15 protein-coding genes are annotated in these 18,971 nt (G+C 67.4%); 13 read left to right on the forward strand and 2 right to left on the reverse strand.

Annotated elements, in window-relative coordinates; translation table 11 throughout:
• Positions 1 to 4: 4 nt before the first annotated feature.
• From EDF57_RS13980 to EDF57_RS14005, 6 genes are all read left to right on the forward strand, one after another.
• Positions 5 to 1,360, forward strand: coding sequence for a HAMP domain-containing sensor histidine kinase (locus tag EDF57_RS13980; protein ID WP_134094731.1), 1,356 nt, complete (start codon positions 5 to 7; stop codon positions 1,358 to 1,360).
• Complete coding sequence (locus EDF57_RS13985) at positions 1,357 to 1,947, forward strand: hypothetical protein (protein WP_134094732.1); 591 nt, start codon at positions 1,357 to 1,359, stop codon at positions 1,945 to 1,947. The genes EDF57_RS13980 and EDF57_RS13985 overlap by 4 nt, the downstream gene beginning before the upstream one ends.
• An 84-nt stretch (positions 1,948 to 2,031) precedes the next feature.
• Positions 2,032 to 2,433 (forward strand): hypothetical protein, encoded by a 402-nt coding sequence (locus tag EDF57_RS13990; RefSeq protein WP_134094733.1) that lies wholly within the window; start codon positions 2,032 to 2,034, stop codon positions 2,431 to 2,433.
• A 95-nt stretch (positions 2,434 to 2,528) separates the two neighbouring features.
• Positions 2,529 to 4,829 (forward strand): TonB-dependent receptor, encoded by a 2,301-nt coding sequence (locus EDF57_RS13995; protein WP_134094734.1) that lies wholly within the window; start codon positions 2,529 to 2,531, stop codon positions 4,827 to 4,829.
• A gap of 5 nt (positions 4,830 to 4,834) precedes the next feature.
• Positions 4,835 to 6,268 (forward strand): PepSY domain-containing protein, encoded by a 1,434-nt coding sequence (locus EDF57_RS14000; RefSeq protein WP_243841085.1) that lies wholly within the window; start codon positions 4,835 to 4,837, stop codon positions 6,266 to 6,268.
• Positions 6,269 to 6,442: 174 nt separating this feature from the next.
• Entirely contained in the window at positions 6,443 to 7,198 is a 756-nt protein-coding gene (locus EDF57_RS14005) for a glucose 1-dehydrogenase (protein WP_166675277.1), read from the forward strand.
• Positions 7,199 to 7,351: 153 nt separating this feature from the next.
• On the opposite strand, the gene ppa is transcribed toward EDF57_RS14005, so the two are convergent.
• Both ppa and EDF57_RS14015 read right to left on the reverse strand, forming a co-directional pair.
• On the reverse strand, positions 7,352 to 7,900 hold the full coding sequence (gene ppa / locus EDF57_RS14010; RefSeq protein WP_132264572.1) for an inorganic diphosphatase: 549 nt from the start codon (positions 7,898 to 7,900) through the stop codon (positions 7,352 to 7,354).
• A 263-nt stretch (positions 7,901 to 8,163) separates the two neighbouring features.
• Positions 8,164 to 10,107, reverse strand: coding sequence for a M61 family metallopeptidase (locus tag EDF57_RS14015; protein WP_134094737.1), 1,944 nt, complete (start codon positions 10,105 to 10,107; stop codon positions 8,164 to 8,166).
• Between the two features lie 104 nt (positions 10,108 to 10,211).
• Here EDF57_RS14015 and hisS point away from each other — a divergent pair, with 104 nt between their 5' ends.
• The 7 genes from hisS to EDF57_RS14050 all read left to right on the forward strand — a co-directional run bounded on the left by hisS (position 10,212) and on the right by EDF57_RS14050 (position 18,864).
• Complete coding sequence (hisS, locus tag EDF57_RS14020; protein ID WP_134094738.1) at positions 10,212 to 11,456, forward strand: histidine--tRNA ligase; 1,245 nt, start codon at positions 10,212 to 10,214, stop codon at positions 11,454 to 11,456.
• On the forward strand, positions 11,453 to 12,523 hold the full coding sequence (gene prfA / locus EDF57_RS14025; protein ID WP_132264567.1) for a peptide chain release factor 1: 1,071 nt from the start codon (positions 11,453 to 11,455) through the stop codon (positions 12,521 to 12,523). The genes hisS and prfA overlap by 4 nt, the downstream gene beginning before the upstream one ends.
• A 61-nt stretch (positions 12,524 to 12,584) precedes the next feature.
• Positions 12,585 to 13,433, forward strand: coding sequence for a peptide chain release factor N(5)-glutamine methyltransferase (prmC, locus tag EDF57_RS14030; protein ID WP_134094739.1), 849 nt, complete (start codon positions 12,585 to 12,587; stop codon positions 13,431 to 13,433).
• 238 nt (positions 13,434 to 13,671) lie between these two features.
• Complete coding sequence (locus EDF57_RS14035) at positions 13,672 to 14,643, forward strand: DUF4167 domain-containing protein (RefSeq protein ID WP_134094740.1); 972 nt, start codon at positions 13,672 to 13,674, stop codon at positions 14,641 to 14,643.
• 227 nt (positions 14,644 to 14,870) lie between these two features.
• Positions 14,871 to 16,523, forward strand: a complete 1,653-nt coding sequence (gene lnt / locus EDF57_RS14040) for an apolipoprotein N-acyltransferase (RefSeq protein WP_134094741.1) — start codon at positions 14,871 to 14,873, stop codon at positions 16,521 to 16,523.
• Between the two features lie 41 nt (positions 16,524 to 16,564).
• Positions 16,565 to 17,782 carry a methionine adenosyltransferase gene (metK, locus tag EDF57_RS14045; protein ID WP_132264560.1) on the forward strand — a complete coding sequence of 406 codons (1,218 nt, stop codon included), beginning with the start codon at positions 16,565 to 16,567 and terminating at the stop codon, positions 17,780 to 17,782.
• A 197-nt stretch (positions 17,783 to 17,979) separates the two neighbouring features.
• Positions 17,980 to 18,864: a sulfurtransferase gene (locus EDF57_RS14050; protein ID WP_243841064.1), complete on the forward strand. Its 885-nt coding sequence runs from the start codon at positions 17,980 to 17,982 to the stop codon at positions 18,862 to 18,864.
• The last annotated feature ends 107 nt before the right edge of the window (positions 18,865 to 18,971 follow it).

Raw genomic sequence — 18,971 nt, forward strand, 5'->3', positions numbered from 1 at the left:
CGCCATGGCGCGCCTCGTGGAAATTCACAGGTCGATCTTTACCCAGATCGTCGCCTGGGCGATCCTGATCGCGGCGATGATCACGTTCGGCCTCTGGCTGCTGACCGATACCACGATCCAGCGCACCAACCGCCTGGCCCTGGAACGCGCGGTGGACGTGGACCTTGCGGGCATGGTCGACATTTTCGCCAGCGGCGGCGCGGTCGAGCTTTCCAACCGCATCAACGACCGCCTCGCGCTACAGCCGCGGGATGCCAACCCGGCGCACTATCTTCTGGCCGACGCCAGGGGCGCACCGCTCGCGGGCGACCTTCGCGCATGGCCCGGCCTCCACGCCAGCGTCTCGGAAACCGGCGACGTCACTTTGCCCGATGGCCAGCGCGCGCTGGGCCGCGCCACGCAGCTCGGGCCGGACCTGCGGCTGCTGGTTGCCCACGAGTACCGCGACCTCGGCCTGCTGCTGCGGCAAGTCGCGCTGGCCTTCCTGGCCGGCGGGCTGCTGGCGGTGGGCGCCGTGGCGCTGGCCGGCTGGTTCGCCGCGCGCCGCCTGGCCGGCCGGATCGAGCGCATCAACGCCGCCTTCCGCCACCCCGACGATGCCGCGCTGGCCCAGCTCGCCAAAGGCTCCAAGGACCGCGACGAGATCGACGAGCTGACCCGCCACTCCGGCGATGCCCTCGCCCGCCTGCGCCGACTCGCCAGCGCCCAGCGCGAAACCACGGACCAGGTCGCGCACGAGATGCGCACCCCGCTCATGCATCTGGACAACCGCCTGGTGCGGGCGCTGGCCGCGACGCCCGACGGCGAAACGTCGGCGCGGATCGTCGATGCCCGGCTGGAGATCCGCGGCATCATCCGCATGCTCGAATCGCTGCTGGACATCGCCGCCAGCCAGGCCCGCCGCGGCGACCGCCATGGCCTGGCCCCGGTGGACCTCAGCCTGCTCGCCGAGCGGCTGGGCGAACTCTATGCCGACAGTGCCGAGGAATCGGGCCACGGGTTCGAACTCGCCATCACCCCCGGCGTCGTGGTGGAAGGCGAGGAAATGCAGTTGACCCGGCTCATCACCAACCTGCTCGACAATGCCTTCAAGTTCGTCCCCCCGGGCGGAAACGTCAGGCTGGAGCTGGAGAAGGGGCCGCGGCTGACCGTGCGCGACGATGGCCCCGGCGTTCCGGCCGAAGAGCGGGAGCGCATCTTCGAGAAGTTCGGCCGCGCGGCCAACCGGGACGGCCAGAACGGCGCCGGGCTGGGTCTTGCCCTCTGCAAGGCGATTGCCGAGCGCCATCATCTTGAAATCACTCTCGCGCCCACCGAAAAAGGCGCCTGCTTCACGATTGCACCGGAGTCGAAACCATGAATGCGCCCAGGTCCGCCCTGAACGTCCTGGCCGGCGCGACACTGCTGGTCGGCACGCCGGCGCTCTGCGTGCCCGCCCCAGTCTCAGCCGCACCAGCCCTGCCCCCGTCGCGGGACGAGCGCGTGGCCCAGGCCCTGCTTGCCGCGCAGGAAGCCGCCGGTTCCGCCGACCCGGCGGCGCTGGGCGATGCGCTGCGCGTGATCGACCGTTCCGGCGCCCGGCCGATGGAAGGCTGGACCGGCGCCGATCCGGTCCCCGCCTGGCGTGCACTGGTGCCGGCGGCGGCAGGCTCGCCCTTGCGCGGCAGTCCGCTCGGGCCGGGCTACCGCTCCGGCCAGATCGGCGCGGGCAAGAGCGATTCCTTCCAGCAGGTGTTCCTCTCCGGCCGCAAGGCCAGCATCGCCCTTTCCGCCGTGGGCGGAGAGCCGCTGAGCCTGCGCGTCGTCGATGCCGACCACAAGCCGGTCTGCCTGGCGGACGCCCAGCGCCGCGCCTGCCGCTGGGTGCCGGTGTTCACCCAGCGCTACCTGATCGAAGTGCGCAACGGCGGCCAGAGCCAGGCCAACTATTTCCTGGTCGTCGACTGATCGCCGCCGCGAAAAGCCCCTCAGGGCCACCTGGGACATTTTCGCCTGATGACGCACCCGGTCTTTGCGGGTAGACGATCCGCCGTGGGCACTCTCAGGCAGTTCTTCCGGGTCCGTCCCGGCCTTGCGGCAATGCTGCTGGCCGCGGCCCTGTGCCTCAAGATCTTCGTGCCCACCGGCTACATGCCTTCGGCCCAGGGCGGCGCGCTGACGGTGGAGCTTTGCTCCGGCTCGGCACCGGCCGGCTCCAAGGTGCTGATCCACGTCGAGCGCAAGGGCGGCAGTCACGACGCGTCGAACACCGCCGATCACCCTTGCGCCTTTTCCTCGCACTCCGCGGCCGCGCTCGATGCCGTGCTTCCGGCGCTCGTCGCGGCGGCCTTGCTGTTCGTCTTCGTCGCGGCCGTCCTGCACCGTCCGCTGGCGCTTCGCCGCCTTCGCGCGCAGATCCGTCCGCCCCTGAGAGGGCCGCCCCCCCCCGCCTGATTCCGATGCGACGCTGCCGGCCCCGAGCCTGCGGCACGACATGACGCGCGCATGCCGATCCTCATGGACGGCCTGCCGATCAGGTGAATATTCCCATGCACAGATTCCTGCTCGCGCTTGGCGCGACGCCGCTTGCCCTGTTTTCCGGGGCAGCCTTTGCCGAGGATGCCGATGCGGCGCCCGGCTCGACCATCCTCGTCGTCGGCCAGCGCGACGCGCCCATCAGCCTGGAAGCCCGCGGCCTTTCCGTCAGCCTCGGCAACGAACAGTTCGCGGGCGTCAATGCCCGCAACGTCGAGGACCTGATGAAATACGCGCCCGACTTCTTCGTGCGCACCCGCTACGCCGGCGATTCCAATGGCGTCCCCGGCTTTCGCGGCACGCACTCCACCCAGAGCGCCCGGACGCTGGTCATGGTGGATGGCTTCACCGTCTCCAACTTCCTGGGCAACTCCTTTGCCTATGCGCCCAAATGGGGCGTGGTCGGCCCGGGCGAGGTTTCGCAGTTCGACGTGGTCTATGGCCCCTACTCGGCCCGCTATGCCGGCAATTCGATGGGCGGGGTGGTCAATATCACCACCCGCTCGCCCGAGAAGACCGAAGCCTTCGTGTCCGTGCAGGGCATGAACCAGCCCTATGACCAGTACGGCACCCATGACAGCTACTGGGGCTATTCGGCCGAAGCGGGCATGGGTTTCCGGCAGGAAGACGGTCCCTGGTCGATCCGCCTGTCGGGCCGCCACTTCCGCAACGAAGGCCATCCGCAGATGTTCTACGGGCTCTCTCCGAGCACGGCGAGCGTCGGCGCCTCCGCCCTTCCGGCGGTGACCGGCGCCGTGGTCGATCCCGGCCAGCACATGACCAGTGCCCCGGGCACGGCGACCAACCCGATCTTCGCAGCGCAGAGCTCGGCGATCATCACCCAGGACCAGGCCAAGCTCCGCCTCGGCTACGATGGCGCTTCCGGCGTGACCGGCGAGGCGCTGCTGGCCTATTGGCACAATCTCGACAGCCAGACCGCGCCCGACTGCTATTTGCGCGATGCCGCGGGAGGCACGCTCTGCGACGGCACCGTGACCTTCGGCGGGCAGGCCTACACTGCCAGCGGCGCCAACTGGTCCCGCACCATCCGCGACGAACTGCTGGCAGGGATCAAGCTTTCCGCGCCGGTTTCGGATGCGGTGACGGTGACGGCCAATGTCTCGACCTACCAGATCCTGCGCTCCGACGCCTTCACCTCGAAGGGCTACAATGCCGGCGCGCAGGACGGCGCGGGGACGCTCGCACGGCAGGGGCCGACGGCATGGTACACCGGAGAGCTTGCGGCCACGGCCCGGCTGGGCGGCGCCGAACTGGCCGGCGGCACCGCGGCCAACCTCTATCGCACCGACCTCATCACTTACAGCCTGGCCAACTGGCGCCGCGACACGGGCCGGACATTCGCGACCCGCAGCTTCGGCAAGACCCGCACGCTTTCCGCCTGGGCCGAACTGCGGGTGCCGGTCGAGGCCGTGACACTCACCCTCGGCGGCCGGTTCGAGGACTGGCACGCCTTCGACGGCGGGCTCGGCCGGATCGGTTCGAACGGCCTTGCCGTGGACAACCGGTATGACGGCCGCCATGCCGATGCCTTCCAGCCCAAGGCCTCGGCCGAATGGTCCATCGACGGGGATACGAGACTCCAGTTGAGCCTCGCCAAGGCCACGCGGTTTCCCACAGTGGGCGAGTTGTTTCAGGGCAGCCTGGACGGCAACGGCCTGTTCGACCCCCAGAGCTTCGATCCGAACCTGAAGCCAGAGCGATCCACCGATGCCAATCTCGTGCTGGCGCGGCAGTTCGGCAAAGTGAAGCTCACCGGCTCCGCCTTCTGGCAGCGGGTGCGCAACACGATCTTCTCGTTCACCGGATTCAACCAGAACGGGGTAACGACGTCCGCGTACAAGAACATCGACCTGACCCGGCAATATGGCTTCGAGCTGATCGCGGAAGCACGCGGCGTGCTGCTGGAGGGCCTGGATCTCGATGCCAATGCGGCCTGGATCGATTCGGCCACCTTGCGCAACGACAGCGCGCCAGCGGCGGAAGGTGTGCAGTTCCCCCGCATCCCCCGCTGGCGTCTCAACGGCAACTTGCGATATCGCGTGGCGCCGCCGGTGCTTGTCTCGATCGGGGTGCGCTATGCCAGCCGCCCGAACACCGACCTGTTCGGGCTCCAGCGCGGCGACACTTACGGCTACACGTCCGAACTTTTCGCGCTCGACGCCAAGGTGAGCTGGGATGTTACCGACCAGCTTCGCTTCAGCGCGGGCGTGGACAATCTCACCAACGACCGGGCCTGGGTCTATCACCCCTACCCGCAGCGCAGCTTCCTGGTGGAAGCGGGATGGAAACTGTGACCACGATCCAAACCGTGAACGCAGCCGCGCCGCGCACCGAACGCTGGTATCGCGCCGTCTGGCGCTGGCATTTCTATGCCGGGCTGTTCTGCCTGCCGTTCGTGCTGTGGCTGTCGGTGACGGGGGGCATCTACTTGTTCAAGCCGCAGATCGAGGGCCTGCTCTATGCACCTTTCCGCGATGTCGCGAGCGGCCCGGCCCCTGCGCTGGCGCCCGCGACGATCGCGGCGCGCGCCGTTGCCGCGGTGCCGGGGTCGGTGCTCCACAAGTACGTCCTGCCCAAGGCCAAGGGCGATGCCGTGGAAGTGCTGGTGGGCCAGGGCACGGAAGAGGTGCGGGTCTGGGTCCATCCGCAGACCGGCCGGGTCCTTCACCAGGTGGCCGAAGAGGACAGGCTGATGCGCGTCGTCTTCCGCCTTCATGGCGAACTGCTGGCAGGGAATCGCGGATCGGCCCTGGTCGAGACGGCCGCGTGCTGGACCATCGTCATGCTGCTTACCGGCCTGTTCCTCTGGTGGCCCCGGCAGACGGGAGGGAAATTGGCCGGCGTGGTCTATCCGCGCCTGCGCCGCGGCCGCGCGCTGTTCTGGCGAGACATCCATGCCGTGACCGGCCTGTGGATCTCACTCGGTGCACTGTTCCTGATCGCTTCCGGCCTGCCCTGGGCCAATGCCTGGGGGGACTACTTCCGGAACATCCGCGCGGTCACCGGCACGCTGGAGGGGGTGCAGGACTGGTCCGCCGGCTCCGCTGCCGATGCCGATCGCCGCGCCATCGCCGATGCCGGCATGCGGGCGATGATGGCGGAACACGCCGAGCATGGCGCGCAGAGTGCGATGACCATGCCCGGGGGAATGATGATGGCCGCGCCTGAGGCGATGACCGCGCCGGGAGAGAAGGCGCTCGATGCCGTCGTGGCGCAGGCGCAGGGCCTTCACTTTGCCGCGCCGGTCGAAGTGAGCCCGCCCATGGCCGAAGGCGCCTTGTGGCAAGTGCGCAGCCAGGCCGAGAACCGCCCCGCCCGCGACAGCGCCGAGATTTCCGGCGATGGCCGACTGGTCGGCGTGCAGCGCTTCGGCCAGCGCCACTGGATCGACCGCGCAGTCGGCTATGGCGTCGCCGTGCACGAGGGCGCGTGGTGGGGACTGGCCAACCAACTGGTCAACCTCGCCGTCCTGCTCGGCCTCGTCATGCTATGCCTGTCGAGCGTGGTGCTCTGGTGGCGTAGGCGGCCGGATCGGGTACTGGGCGCGCCCGCCGCTTTCGCGCCGCTGCGACATAGCTGGCTGCTGGTCGCGCTGGTCTTCGCACTGGCGCTGGCGATGCCGCTGTTCGGGTTGTCGCTCGCCCTGGCGGCCGCGCTGGAAGCGGCCGGCAAGCGGCTGGCGCCCCGGCTGGGCGCATGGATGGGCTGGCGAGCACCACGCGTTTCCAGCTGAGACTCCAGCTGACACCGGGGCGGAGCAAGGAAATGGTGGCGCTTCGCTCCGGCGAATTCTTGAACACCCGTTCAGCACACCTCTTCTGATGGCGGCCGTTTCGGTCTAGCCCGGTGGGGAAGCGCGCCGGGCCCGGCCATCGATCCAGGCCGAGACAGGCGCCGCAACGGGAGAATGCGTGTGTCCTACAAGGTTGCCATCGTCACCGGCGCCGCCGCCGGCATCGGCGCGGCCTGCTCCAGGCGGCTGGCCAGACAGGGCGTGGCCATCGCCGTGCTCGACCTCGACGCCGAGCGCTGCGCCGATACCGTCGCTGCCATCCGCGAGGCGGGCGGCACGGCCCTGGCCGTGGGGGCCGACGTGTCGAGCCGGGCTTCGGTTCAGGCCGCCGTGGAACAGGTGCGCGAGGCGCTGGGGCCGATCTCGATCCTGGTCAACAATGCAGGCGTCACCGACTTCACGCCGTTCGAGGAACTCACGGACGAGCGCTGGGACTTCATCTACGCCGTCAACGTGCGCGGTCCGTTCATCATGACGCAGGAGTGCCTGCCCGACATGAAAGCGGCTGCCTGGGGCCGGATCGTCAATATATCGTCGTCCAGCGCGCAGACCGGGGCGATAAACATGATCCCCTATTCGTCCTCGAAAGGCGCGGTGGTGACCATGACCCGCTCCATGGCGCAGGAATTCGGGCCTTACGGGATCACCGTGAACAACATCCCGCCCGGATCGGTGATGGGGACGATCATGTCGGAAGCGAACCGCGACCGCTTCCAGATCCCGACCGAGGTGCTGCTGCAGTCGGTCCCGGTACGCCGCCTTGGCGAACCGGACGACATCGCCAATGCCTGTGCCTGGCTCTGTCACGAGGATTCGGGCTACGTCACCGGCCAGACCATCGGCGTCAACGGCGGACGCGTGGTGACCTGAGAGGGTCTTCCCCCCGGTCAAGGCTCAGGCCAGGCCGGCGGGCATCAGCCTCGCCTATGGGGCCAGGCTTGCCCGGACAAATGTAAAGGGCCGGCGGTTTGCACCGCCGGCCCTTCGTTCCACATGGGGGGTGGTGGAATTACTGGAGGAAGATCAGGCCTCGGCCTTCTTGCCCTCGGTCTCGTAGCGTTCGATCGCCTCGACGACGATGCGGCGGGCTTCCTCAGCGCCGCCCCAGGTGCCGACGCGGACCCACTTTTCGGCCTCGAGATCCTTGTAGTGAGTGAAGAAGTGCTCGATCTGGCTGAACACGATCGGCGGCAGATCGCCCTTTTCCTGAACGTCGGAATAGTAAGGGAAGGTCTTGTCGTCAGGCACGCAGACCAGCTTCTCGTCGCCGCCGTGTTCGTCTTCCAGGTTCAGCACCGCGATCGGGCGAACGCGCACCACCGCGCCGGGGACGAAGGGCGAGCGCGCGACGACCAGCGCGTCGAGCGGATCACCGTCGGGCGAAAGCGTGTGCGGCACGAAACCGTAATTCGCCGGATAGCGCATCGGGGTGTGCAGGATACGATCGACGAACAGGGCGCCGGAGTCCTTGTCGAACTCGTACTTCACGGGCTCACCGCCGATGGGGACCTCGATGATGACGTTCAGGCTCTCCGGCGGGTTCTTGCCGACAGGAATCATGTCGATGCGCATGTTGGTCCTTCATTACAGGCACGGGTCAATAGTGCCGGTTAGTCTTTGACCGCGGGGCTTAGCCTTGCAACTTATGCACCGCAACTGCCTTATCGTGGTAGATGTAGCCAGTTTGCGACACATGCGCTGCTGCGATAGACGAATCCCCTCAGACACAGATGGCCCGGCACGAAAAAACCCGGAAACGGACGGGGATCCGCTTCCGGGCTATCTCGTTGCCTTAAAAGGCTAACTTGCGCGATGATCCCCGCGCGGACGGAGCGTTACTTGCTGCGCGGCGCCAGCAGGCGGTCGAGCCCGTTCACCTTGCCCGGCGTGGTGCTTTCCAGCCACGGCCAGCGCAGGCCGCCGTGATAGTCGATGGTCACGGTGCTGAAGGCATCGCCGCGCTTCACCAGCAGCGAGATCGGCTCTTTCGCGGTCTTGGCCGCGGTGATCGCGTCCTTGATGGTCTCGCCGCTATAGGCGGTGCCGTTCACCGCCATGACCTTCACCCCGCTGACGAGACCGGCATTGTAGCCCAGTCCATCGAACACGGCGCCCGTCACGGTGCCCTCGTTGTCCAGCGAGACACCCAGCGAATAGCTGAGGTCCAGCGACTTGCGCGAATCCGCGATGCCCTTCTCATAGCCGTTCTGGGTGTCCTTCCAGACCAACTTGTACCCGGCCATCTCCACGCCCTTGGTCGGCGCGGGCTGGTTGGTGTCGTAGATGCGGGTCTTGAGGAAGCTGGCCCAGTCATAGGGGTAGACGCCGTTCAGCGTCTTGACGACTTCGTCGAAGTCGTACGTCAGTTCGCCCCAATCGCCGTCGCGAACGCCGAAGAAGGCCTTGGCGAAATCGTCGAGGCCTTTCTTGCCGCCGGTGCCCTGGCGGATGATCTGGTCCGCTTCGAGCCAGGTCAGCGCGCCTTCCACATAATAGTCCTCGGTGCGGGTGACCGAGGTGTAGGGCAGCGGGCGGCGCATGTTGAGGACCGGCGCGAACGTGGTGTCCTCCACCGAACGCCAGCCGCGCCCCGGCGTGGCTTCCGCATAGCGCGCGACCGCGCCGGCCAGCGTGTCGAGGACGGTCTGCTTGGTCTGCACGCCCGAGCGCGCGGCCAGGATATAGCCCCAGAACTGGGTCTGGCCCTCATAGACCCAGAGCAGCGTGTTCTGCATCGGCTGCTGGTAGTCCGGCGTCCACAGGTCGGCCGGGCGGCGATACTTGCCGTTCCAGCTATGGACGAATTCGTGCGGGATCACGTTGCGATCGAAGTCCATCTTGTCCCACTCGGTCCAGACCTTGGGCTCCATCTGGTTTTCGCTCGAACGATGGTGCTCCAGGCCGATCCCGCCCATGCGGTCGGTCAGGGCCAGCAGGAAGTCGTAATGGTCGAAGTGGCGCGCGCCGAACGTCAGCAGCGCTTCCGAGACGAGGTTGCGGTAGGTCTTCATGTTCTCGGGCTTGATGCCGAGCAGCTTGGCCTCGTCCGCCACCACGTCCATGCTGACGTCATGGCCAAGGTCCCAGCGCTGGGCGTACTTGCCCGCGAAGATCGGCTCGTCCACCAGGCGCTCGTAGTCGGTCGGCGCCCAGGTCACGGTGTCGCCCTGCTGGCTTTTGCCGTCGAGCGCGGTGTAGACGGTCCAGCCGGCCGGGAACTTGACGGTGGGCTTCACGGTCAACCCGCGGGTGTAGTAGCCCGAGGGATAGAGGCTCATCTTTTCCCACTGCAGGTTCAGCATTTCCCGCGTCATGGTGATGCGGCCTTCCTTGGCCTGCACCGGCGAGGTGTGGATGAACCTGGCCGTGACGACCTGCGTTCCTGCCGGCAGCTCCAGATGGAAGGCGTTCACGGCCACGGTGTCGCGCTGCCACTTGATCTCCTTGCCATCGGCAAAGAAATGGACCTGCGCGAGCAGCGCCGCGGGGCCGGTGGGCGAATGATTGCCCGGCAGCCAGCTCGGCTGGACGAGGATCAGCTTGTCGGTGCCGGCCGCAACGGGGAATTGCTGCGTGACGCGGTAGACGCCGTGGACGACATCGCTGGCATCGATGTCGAGCGCGATCGTGCCGGGATAGGCCTTGTCCTGCGCGGCGGGAAGCGGTGCGGGCAGCGCGGGGGCCGCAGGACGGCTGCGCTGCGCCGTGTCCTGCGCGAGGGCCGGGGTTGATACGGAGAGAAGGGCGAGGAGCGTGACGACCGCGGAACGATATTTCATTACGTCATTCTTTGCGACAGTTGCCCGATTTGGCAACCGTCCAATCCACTAAACCGGCCGGGGCCACTTTCCCCGCCGCTGCAATCGGGCTAAGCGCGCGCGTCATGAGCACCACACCACAGGCTATTCGCGGAACCCAGGACATCTTCGGCACCGATGCCGAGGCTTTCTCCCATGTCGTCGCGACGTTCGAGCGTGTCCGCAAGCTCTACCGTTTCCGCCGGGTGGAGATGCCGGTCTTCGAGAAGACCGAAGTGTTCTCGCGCTCGATCGGCGAGACCACCGACGTGGTGTCCAAGGAAATGTACTCGTTCGAGGATCGCGGCGGCGAATCGCTGACCCTGCGCCCCGAATTCACGGCCGGGCTCGCCCGCGCCTACCTGACCGATGGCTGGAAGCAGTTCGCCCCGCTCAAGGTCGCGACTCACGGCCCGCTGTTCCGCTACGAACGCCCGCAGAAGGGCCGCTACCGCCAGTTCCACCAGATCGACGCGGAGCTGATCGGCTCGCCCGAGCCGCTGGCCGACGTGGAACTGCTGGTCATGGCCGACCACCTGCTGAAGGAACTCGGCATTTCCGACGGCGTGGCGCTCCAGCTCAACACCCTGGGCGACGTTGCCAGCCGCGATGCCTGGCGCGCGGCGCTGATCGAATATTTCCGCGCTCACAAGGCGGAATTGTCCGAGGATTCGCAGGACCGCCTCGAACGCAACCCGCTGCGCATCCTCGATTCCAAGGACCCGCGCGACAAGGTCTTCGTGGGCGATGCGCCGAAGATCGACGCCTATCTCTCGGCAGAGGCGCAGGACTTCTTCGCCGCGGTGACCGCCGGGCTCGATGCCGCCGGCGTCGCCTATGAGCGCGCGCCGTCGCTGGTGCGCGGGCTGGACTACTATCGCCACACCGCCTTCGAATTCGTCACCACCCGCCTCGGCGCGCAGGGCACCGTGCTCGGCGGCGGCCGCTATGACGGACTGATGGAAAGCCTCGGCGGCGCTGCCACCCCGGCCGTGGGCTGGGCGGCAGGGATCGAGCGGCTCGCCATGCTGGTGGCCGATGCCGGCACGCTCACCGAAGCGCCGCTGACCGTGGTGCTTGCGGTCGAGGACGATGCCGCGCTGGGTTATGCCCAGAAGGTCATCACCGCGCTGCGTTTCCAGGGCCTCGACGCGGAAATGGTCGCCACCGGCAGCCCCCGCAAGCGCTTCGACAAGGCCGTGAAGATGGGCGCCAAGGTGCTCGTCTCGTTCGGCGCCAAGGACGGCCAGCCGAGCGCCAACTTGCGCGCGGCCGAGCCGACCGCCGAATATCTCGCGGTCGAGCAGGTCCTCCAGTCGGTCCATCCGTGAGCATATCCGACACCCGTCTGGCGCAGATCGCCGCGCGTTTCTCCGAGCTTGAGGCGCGCCTCGCCTCGGGCACGCTGGAAGGCGACGCTTTCGTCACCGCCAGCCGCGACTATGCCGAGCTGGAACCGGTGGCGCGCGTCGCTGCCGAAGTCGTGTCGATGCGCGGGGAAATGGAATCGCTCCAGACGCTGGAAGACCCCGACCCCGACATGCGCGCCCTGGCCGAGGAGGAAATCCACCGGATCAAGGCCGAACTGCCCGAGGCCGAGCGGCAGCTGGCCATCGCCATGCTCCCGCGCGACGCGGCGGACGTGCGCCCGGCCATGCTGGAAATCCGCGCCGGCACCGGCGGCGACGAGGCCGCCCTCTTCGCGGCCGACCTCTATCGCATGTACGAGCGCTATGCCGCGGAACAGGGCTGGCGGGTCGAGATGATCTCCGTCAACGCCAACGATCTCGGCGGCTTCAAGGAAGTGGTCGCCAATGTCGCCGGCGCGGGCGTTTTCGCCAAGTTGAAGTTCGAGAGCGGCGTCCATCGGGTCCAGCGCGTGCCGGTCACCGAATCGGGCGGCCGTATCCATACTTCGGCGGCGACCGTCGCGGTGCTGCCCGAACCGAGCGAAGTCGACGTCCAGATCGAGGACAAGGACCTCAAGATCGACATCTTCCGCGCCTCGGGCGCGGGCGGCCAGCACGTCAACACCACCGATTCGGCCGTGCGCATCACGCACTTGCCCAGCAATCTCGTGGTGATCTGCCAGGATGAGCGCAGCCAGCACAAGAACAAGGCCAAGGCCATGCAGGTCCTGCGCGCGCGTCTCTACGAGAAGATGCGCGAAGAGGCCCACGGCGCCGAGGCCGAGGCGCGCAAGGCGATGGTCGGTTCGGGCGACCGTTCGGAGCGCATCCGCACCTACAATTTCCCGCAGGGCCGCGTGACCGATCACCGCATCAACCTGACCCTCCACCGCCTGCCCGAAATTCTCGAAGGTCCGGGCCTTGCCGAAATGGTCGACGCTCTGCTGGCCGAGGACGAGGCCAAGCGCCTCGCGGCCATGGATGCTTGAGGATCCGGCCTTGGCGCCGGGTGCCTGTCAAGCGCCCCGCGCCTGCTGACCGCGCCCAACCATGACTGACCCCGTGCTCACGGCCGGCGAGGCGATTCGCGAAGCCGCCGGACTTCTCTCCGCGACCAGCGACACCGCCCGTCTCGACGCCGAAGTGCTCATGGCCCACGCCATCGGCTGCTCGCGCTCGTCGCTGCTGCTCTCGCGCATGCGCGATCCAGCGCCCGCAGGTTTCGCCGCATTGGTCGCGCGCCGCGCGGAGCACGAACCCGTTGCCTATATCACCGGCACTCAGGAGTTCTTCGGCCTGCCGTTCACGGTCGGGCCGGACGTGCTGATCCCGCGCGGGGATTCGGAGATTCTCGTCGAGGCGGCACTGGCCGCCCGGCCCGCGGCCCGCGCCGTGCTGGACTGCGGGACCGGATCCGGCGCCCTGCTGCTGGCCGTGCTCGCCAACTTGCCCGAAGCGCGCGGCGTGGGCGTGGACAGTTCCCCCGGCGCGCTCGCGGTGGCGACCGGCAATGCAGAAGCGCTGGGCCTTGGCGCCCGCGCCCGCATGGCACTGGCCGATTGGCACGCGCCCGGCTGGGCCGATGCGCTGGGCGGGCCGTTCGACCTGATTCTCGCCAATCCTCCCTATGTCGAGACGACCGTGACGCTTGACCGCTCGGTCGCCGGATACGAGCCGGCCAGCGCGCTCTACGCAGGCGAACTGGGGCTGGACGACTATCGCGTGCTGATCCCGCAATTGCCGGGCCTGCTTGCCCCGGGCGGCGCCGCGCTGGTGGAGATTGGCCACGAACAGGCCGAGCCCGTCGCCGCGATCGGCAGCGAGTGCGGCCTCTCCAGCCGCCTCCATCGCGATCTGGGAAATCGTCCCAGGGTGCTGGAGTTTTCAACAGCTGCGTAAGTTTTCACTTGGAATTCCGGCCCGGAATGCCTAAGGATTACGGCGAACCAGCACATGGATGGAATTTCCCATGTGGGTGGTTCGCCTCCAACCTTTGCAGATCGTCGCGGCCTGAAGTGGCTACGACCCGGCAACGGTGGAGTTCACGGCACTCGGGGGCGATCCGTGATCATGTGACGTGTGGCAGATCGGCCCGACGGGAACAGGCCGATGCCCTGGGTTTTTGAGGAAATAATCCTTGAATAATAATCGTGGTAATAACCGTCGGCGTGGCCGCGGTAACAATCGCCAGCAGGGCGGTCAGCAGATCAATCGGATCGACAGCAGGGCTCGCGGCAATGCGCCGCAGTTGCTGGAGAAGTACAAGAAGCTGGCCCATGACGCGCATCTGAATGGTGACCGCGTGCAGGAGGAATATTACCTCCAGTTCGCAGACCACTACTTCCGCGTCCTTGCTGATCAAAAGCAACGCCAAGAAGATTCGCGCCAGCCGCGCCGCGACGATCGCGGTTCCGACTATGGCGACGATTACGCAGTCGACGAGTACGGCGACTACGAATCGCCCGCCCCGGAACGGCAGGAACGTTCGGAACGCCAGGAGCGTCCGGAGCGCAACTTCGATCGGCAGGAGCAGCGCCAGGAGCGCCAGCCCCGCCGCGAAGATTCGCGCCGTGACGATAACCGTCGTGACGATACCCGCCGTGAGGATGGGCGTCGTGAGGATACCCGCCGCGAAGACAACCGTCGCGACGACAGCCGCCGCGACGAGCGCGCTCCCCGCCCCGAATCGGTCGAGGAAGAGGCGGTTGCCGCACCCGGCAACGAGGCGGAAGTCACCGGCGATCCGATGGTCTACGAACCGGCGGAAAACCCGTTCGTTCGCGACAATCGCGCCTCGCGCGGCCTGAAGCAGCGCAAGCCGCGCGGTCGCCGTGACGAAGAAGCAGCGGGCGAAAATGCCGGTGAAGAGGCTCCCGCCGTGGAAGCCGAACCGACCGGCAACCTCGATCCCGCGATCCTGCCGCCCGCCATCGCCGCCGCTCCGGCCAAGCGCGCACCCCGCGCCGCCAAGGCTGCGGAAAAGCCGGTTGAAAAGCCCACCGAGGAGGCCGAGGCCGCCGAGGAAAAGCCCCGTCGCCGCCGCACCCGCAAGGCTGCGCCATCGTCGGACGAGGGCGGTGAAAACCCGCTGGAAGCCGTCAACTCGTAAGAGCCTGACCGGCCGGGCGGAAACGTCCAGCATTTCGCGACCCACGTCTCGCCGCAAGGCAGGACGTGGGTCGTCGCTTTTCCGGCCCGGCAATATGCGAAGCCAGTTCAGGGACGGAGCAGGCAAATCCGCTCTTTTCACGAACTTCGCTTGCCTCCCACGACAGGCCCCTACATAGCGGCGCCATTGGATTCCCATCGGCGCGAGGCCCGGCTCTGAAACCCGTAATGGACTTCCTCGATCGCCGCCCGCGCCTTGCGGCCGGACTTGTCGCGATTCTGGCCGGCGTCATCGCTGCCTGCGGCTTCCAACCCCTAGGCCTCTGGCCGCTGACCCTGCTCGGCGTGGCCGTGCTGGTGGAACTCATCGCGCGGGCGCCCAGCGGGAAGCGCGCGTTCTTCATCGGCTGGTTCTTCGGTCTCGGTCACTTCACGCTCGGCGACAACTGGATCGCGACGGCCTTTACCTATCAGGCCTCGATGCCTGCTTGGCTGGGCATGATCGCCGTCTGCCTGATCTCTCTCTATCTCGCGGTATATCCTGGCCTCGCCGCGCTGGGTGCCTGGCTGCTGCTGCGGCTGGACCGCGGCCGAGCCCCGGAAAGCCCGCAGAATGCCGCCGGTCCCGGCGCTTTCCTGCTTCTCGCGCTGGCCTTTGCCCCGGCCTGGATCGTGACCGAGTGGCTGCGGGCCTGGGTCTTCACCGGCTTTGCCTGGAACCCGCTTGGCGTGGCCATGCTCGGCGGTCACGATACGCGCGGACTGGCCGTGCTGGCGCCCTGGGTGGGGACCTATGGGCTGTCCGGGCTCCTCGCGCTGATCGCCTGTGTCCCCGGCCTGCTCTGGCGGCTTTCGCGCAGATCGCGCGGCGGCGCACGCTGGGCCTGGGCACTCCCTGCCCTCGCCCTGTTCGGGCCGCTCGCGGCGCTGATGACCCTGCCAGACCCCTGGGCCGCGCGCGCCGAAGGGGCCGTTCGCTACACGCTTGTCCAGCCGGACATTCGCCAGGAATTCATCGACGACCCGCGCTTCTACGAGGCCAATTTCGTCAAGCTGGCGCGCTTGTCCCTGCCGCGCGCGCCGGGTGACCGGCGCGTGGTATTCTGGCCGGAATCGGGCCTGGGTGACTATATTCGCGATGGCTATCCGCAGTTCCTCTACCGCATGTATACCTATGCGGAGGATCCCGTATTGGCGCGCGAGCGTATCGGCCGGGTCATCGGCCCTTACGCCGTGCTGATGACCGGCGCGGTCGATCTCGTCATCAAGGACGGCGAAGGCATCGCCGCACGCAATTCGGTCTCCATGATCGACGGCAACGGCAATCTGCTGGCGAGCTATTCGAAGGCCCATCTCGTCCCCTATGGCGAGTACCTCGCGCTGCGCTGGTTGCTGGAACCGCTCGGCGCGACGCGCCTCGTGCCCGGCGCGCTGGATTTCTGGCCCGGACCGGGTCCGCGCACGTTCGACCTCGGTGCCTGGGGCAAGGCGGGCGTGCAGATCTGCTACGAAATCGTTTTCAGCGGTCAGGTGGCCGACCCGCGCGTGAGGCCGGACTATATCTTCAACCCCTCCAACGACGGCTGGTTCGGACGCTGGGGCCCGCCGCAGCACCTGGCCCAGGCCCGGCTTCGCGCGATCGAGGAAGGGCTTCCGGTCATGCGCTCCACCACCACCGGGATCAGCGCGGTGATCGATGCCGATGGCCTGGTGCGCGCCTATGTGCCCTGGCACAGCGCCGGCAGGCTTGACGGACGCATCCCGCCGCCCCGCGAACCGACGCCTTTCGCAATATTCGGAAACTTGCTGCCGCTGACACTTGCCACGGCTTTCTGGACGCTTGCGCTTTCCGTTATTGCGCTCCGCCGTCGTCGTCGCTAGACCAGTGCCCACATAAAGATTTCTTTATATGTGGTGTCACGATGCGAAATGACTATGTCTTTACCTCCGAGAGCGTCTCGGAAGGCCATCCCGACAAGGTTTCGGACCAGATTTCCGACGCCATCGTCGATCTCTTCCTTTCGAAGGACCCGGAAGCCCGCGTTGCCTGCGAAACCCTGACGACCACCCAGCGTGTCGTGCTTGCCGGCGAAGTGCGCGGCAAGGGCATGATCGACAAGGACGGTCACTGGGAAGACGGCGCGCAGGAGGAAATCCAGCACATCGTCCGTGAAACCGTGAAGCGCATCGGCTACGAACAGGCCGGCTTCCACTGGCAGGACCTGCTGTTCGAGAACCACCTGCACCCGCAGAGCGCGGACATCGCGCAGGGCGTGGACTCGGCCGGCAACAAGGACGAAGGCGCCGGCGACCAGGGCATCATGTTCGGTTTCGCCTGCGACGAAACGCCGGACCTCATGCCGGCCACGCTCGACTACAGCCACAAGATCCTCGAACGCCTCGCGGCCGACCGTCACTCGGGCGCCGCGCCGTTCCTCGAACCCGACGCCAAGAGCCAGGTGACCCTGCGCTTCAAGGACGGCGTGCCCGTGGAAGCGACCGCCGTGGTCGTCTCCACCCAGCACAAGGCCGGCTACCACGAAGGCGGCAAGGACGCGGAACTCAAGGAATACGTGAAGAAGGCCGTGGGCGAGATCCTGCCGGCCGGCTTCGTCACCGAAAACACCAAGTTCCACATCAATCCCACCGGCAAGTTCGAAATCGGCGGCCCTGACGGCGATGCCGGCCTGACCGGCCGCAAGATCATCGTCGACACCTACGGCGGTGCGGCTCCGCACGGCGGCGGCGCCTTCTCGGGCAAGGACCCCACCAAGGTCGACCGTTCGGCCGCCTACGTCACGCGCTACCTCGCGAAGAACGTCGTCGCAGCCGGCCTCGCCAAGCGCTGCACGATCCAGATCGCCTATGCGATCGGCGTGTCCGAGCCACTCTCGCTCTATGTCGATACTCACGGCACCGGCTCGGCCAGCGACGCGGATCTCGAAGTGGCAATCGCCAAGGTCGCTGCGGACAAGCTCGGCGGCCTGACCCCGCGCGGCATCCGCACGGGTCTTGGCCTCAACAAGCCGATCTACGGCAAGACGGCTGCTTACGGCCACTTCGGCCGCAAGCCCGAAGGCGACCTGTTCCCTTGGGAACGCACCGACCTTGCCGACGCGCTGAAGGCCGCTCTGGCCTGAACCGCAGTCCGGTCCGGGACCTGATCCCGGAATTCGGCGGACGGCCTTGAAGCGGGCCGGGTTTCCCACGCGGAAACCCGGCCCGTTTTCGTTCCGTCCAGCCAGGTTCAACCTTTTCTCCCCACTGTCATCCCCCTGCGCCCGGTGCTGCGCTATTCGCGATGCGCGGCGTCGACAGCGCGCCCGGCTTTGGCCTAATGGCATCCGATCTCTTCTCCGAGGCATTCCCGATGGCTTACGACACGCTGATATCCGTCCCGCAGTTGCACGCGCTCTTTGCGGACGGTGCGGACGTGCTGGTGCTCGATTGCGATTTCGAACTGGGCATGCCGGACAAGGGCCGTGCCGCCTATCGCGCCGGGCACCTGCCGGGCGCGCGCTATGCCCATCTCGACGAGGATCTGGCCGGCCCGCCCGATGGCAGCAACGGCCGCCATCCGCTGCCCGCGCGCGTCGCTTTCGCGGCCTGGCTGCGGACTCAGGGACTCAAGCAGGGCCAGCAGGTGGTGGCCTGCGATTCCAGCGGCGGCGCCTGGGCGGCGCGGGCCTGGTGGTTGCTGCGCTGGATCGGCCACGCCAGGGTCGCCGTGCTCGACGGCGGCAAGCAAGCCTGGACGGCCGCCGGCCTGCCGCTGGAGACCGGCGACGCCGCACCCGCCGTGCCGGGCGACTTCGTCGCCGGCGATCCGCTCGTCCCCTCGCCGGCCACGGCGCGGGAGGTCCTGGCCAATATCGAGCAAGGCGCGGCGCAAGTGCTGGACGCGCGCGATCCGTCGCGGTTCCGGGGCGATCCCAATCCCGTCGACCCCGTAGCCGGGCATATCCCGGGCGCTCGCAACCGCTTCTTCCGCGACAACCTCGCCGCCGATGGACGTTTCCGCCCGGCCGACGAACTCGGCGCTGCCTTCACCGCCTTGCTGGGAGAGCAGCCGGCCCTGCTCTCCTGCGGCTCGGGTGTGACCGCCTGTCACAATGCCCTGGCGATGGCTGTGGCTGGCCTGCCGCAGCCAAGGCTCTATCCCGGATCATGGAGCGAATGGATCGCCGACCCGGCCCGGCCCGTCGCCACCGGAGACGCCTGAGCGCCCCGCCTGAAGCAGGGTTTGCGCTGTCAGAACAATTGGATGCTTGCCCGAAGCCCGGATTTCTGCCCTTGAAAGAGCGTTGCCGGTTTTGATGAAGGGGATTC

Source organism: Novosphingobium sp. PhB55, from assembly GCF_004368805.1.
Classification (GTDB): Bacteria; Pseudomonadota; Alphaproteobacteria; order Sphingomonadales; family Sphingomonadaceae; genus Novosphingobium.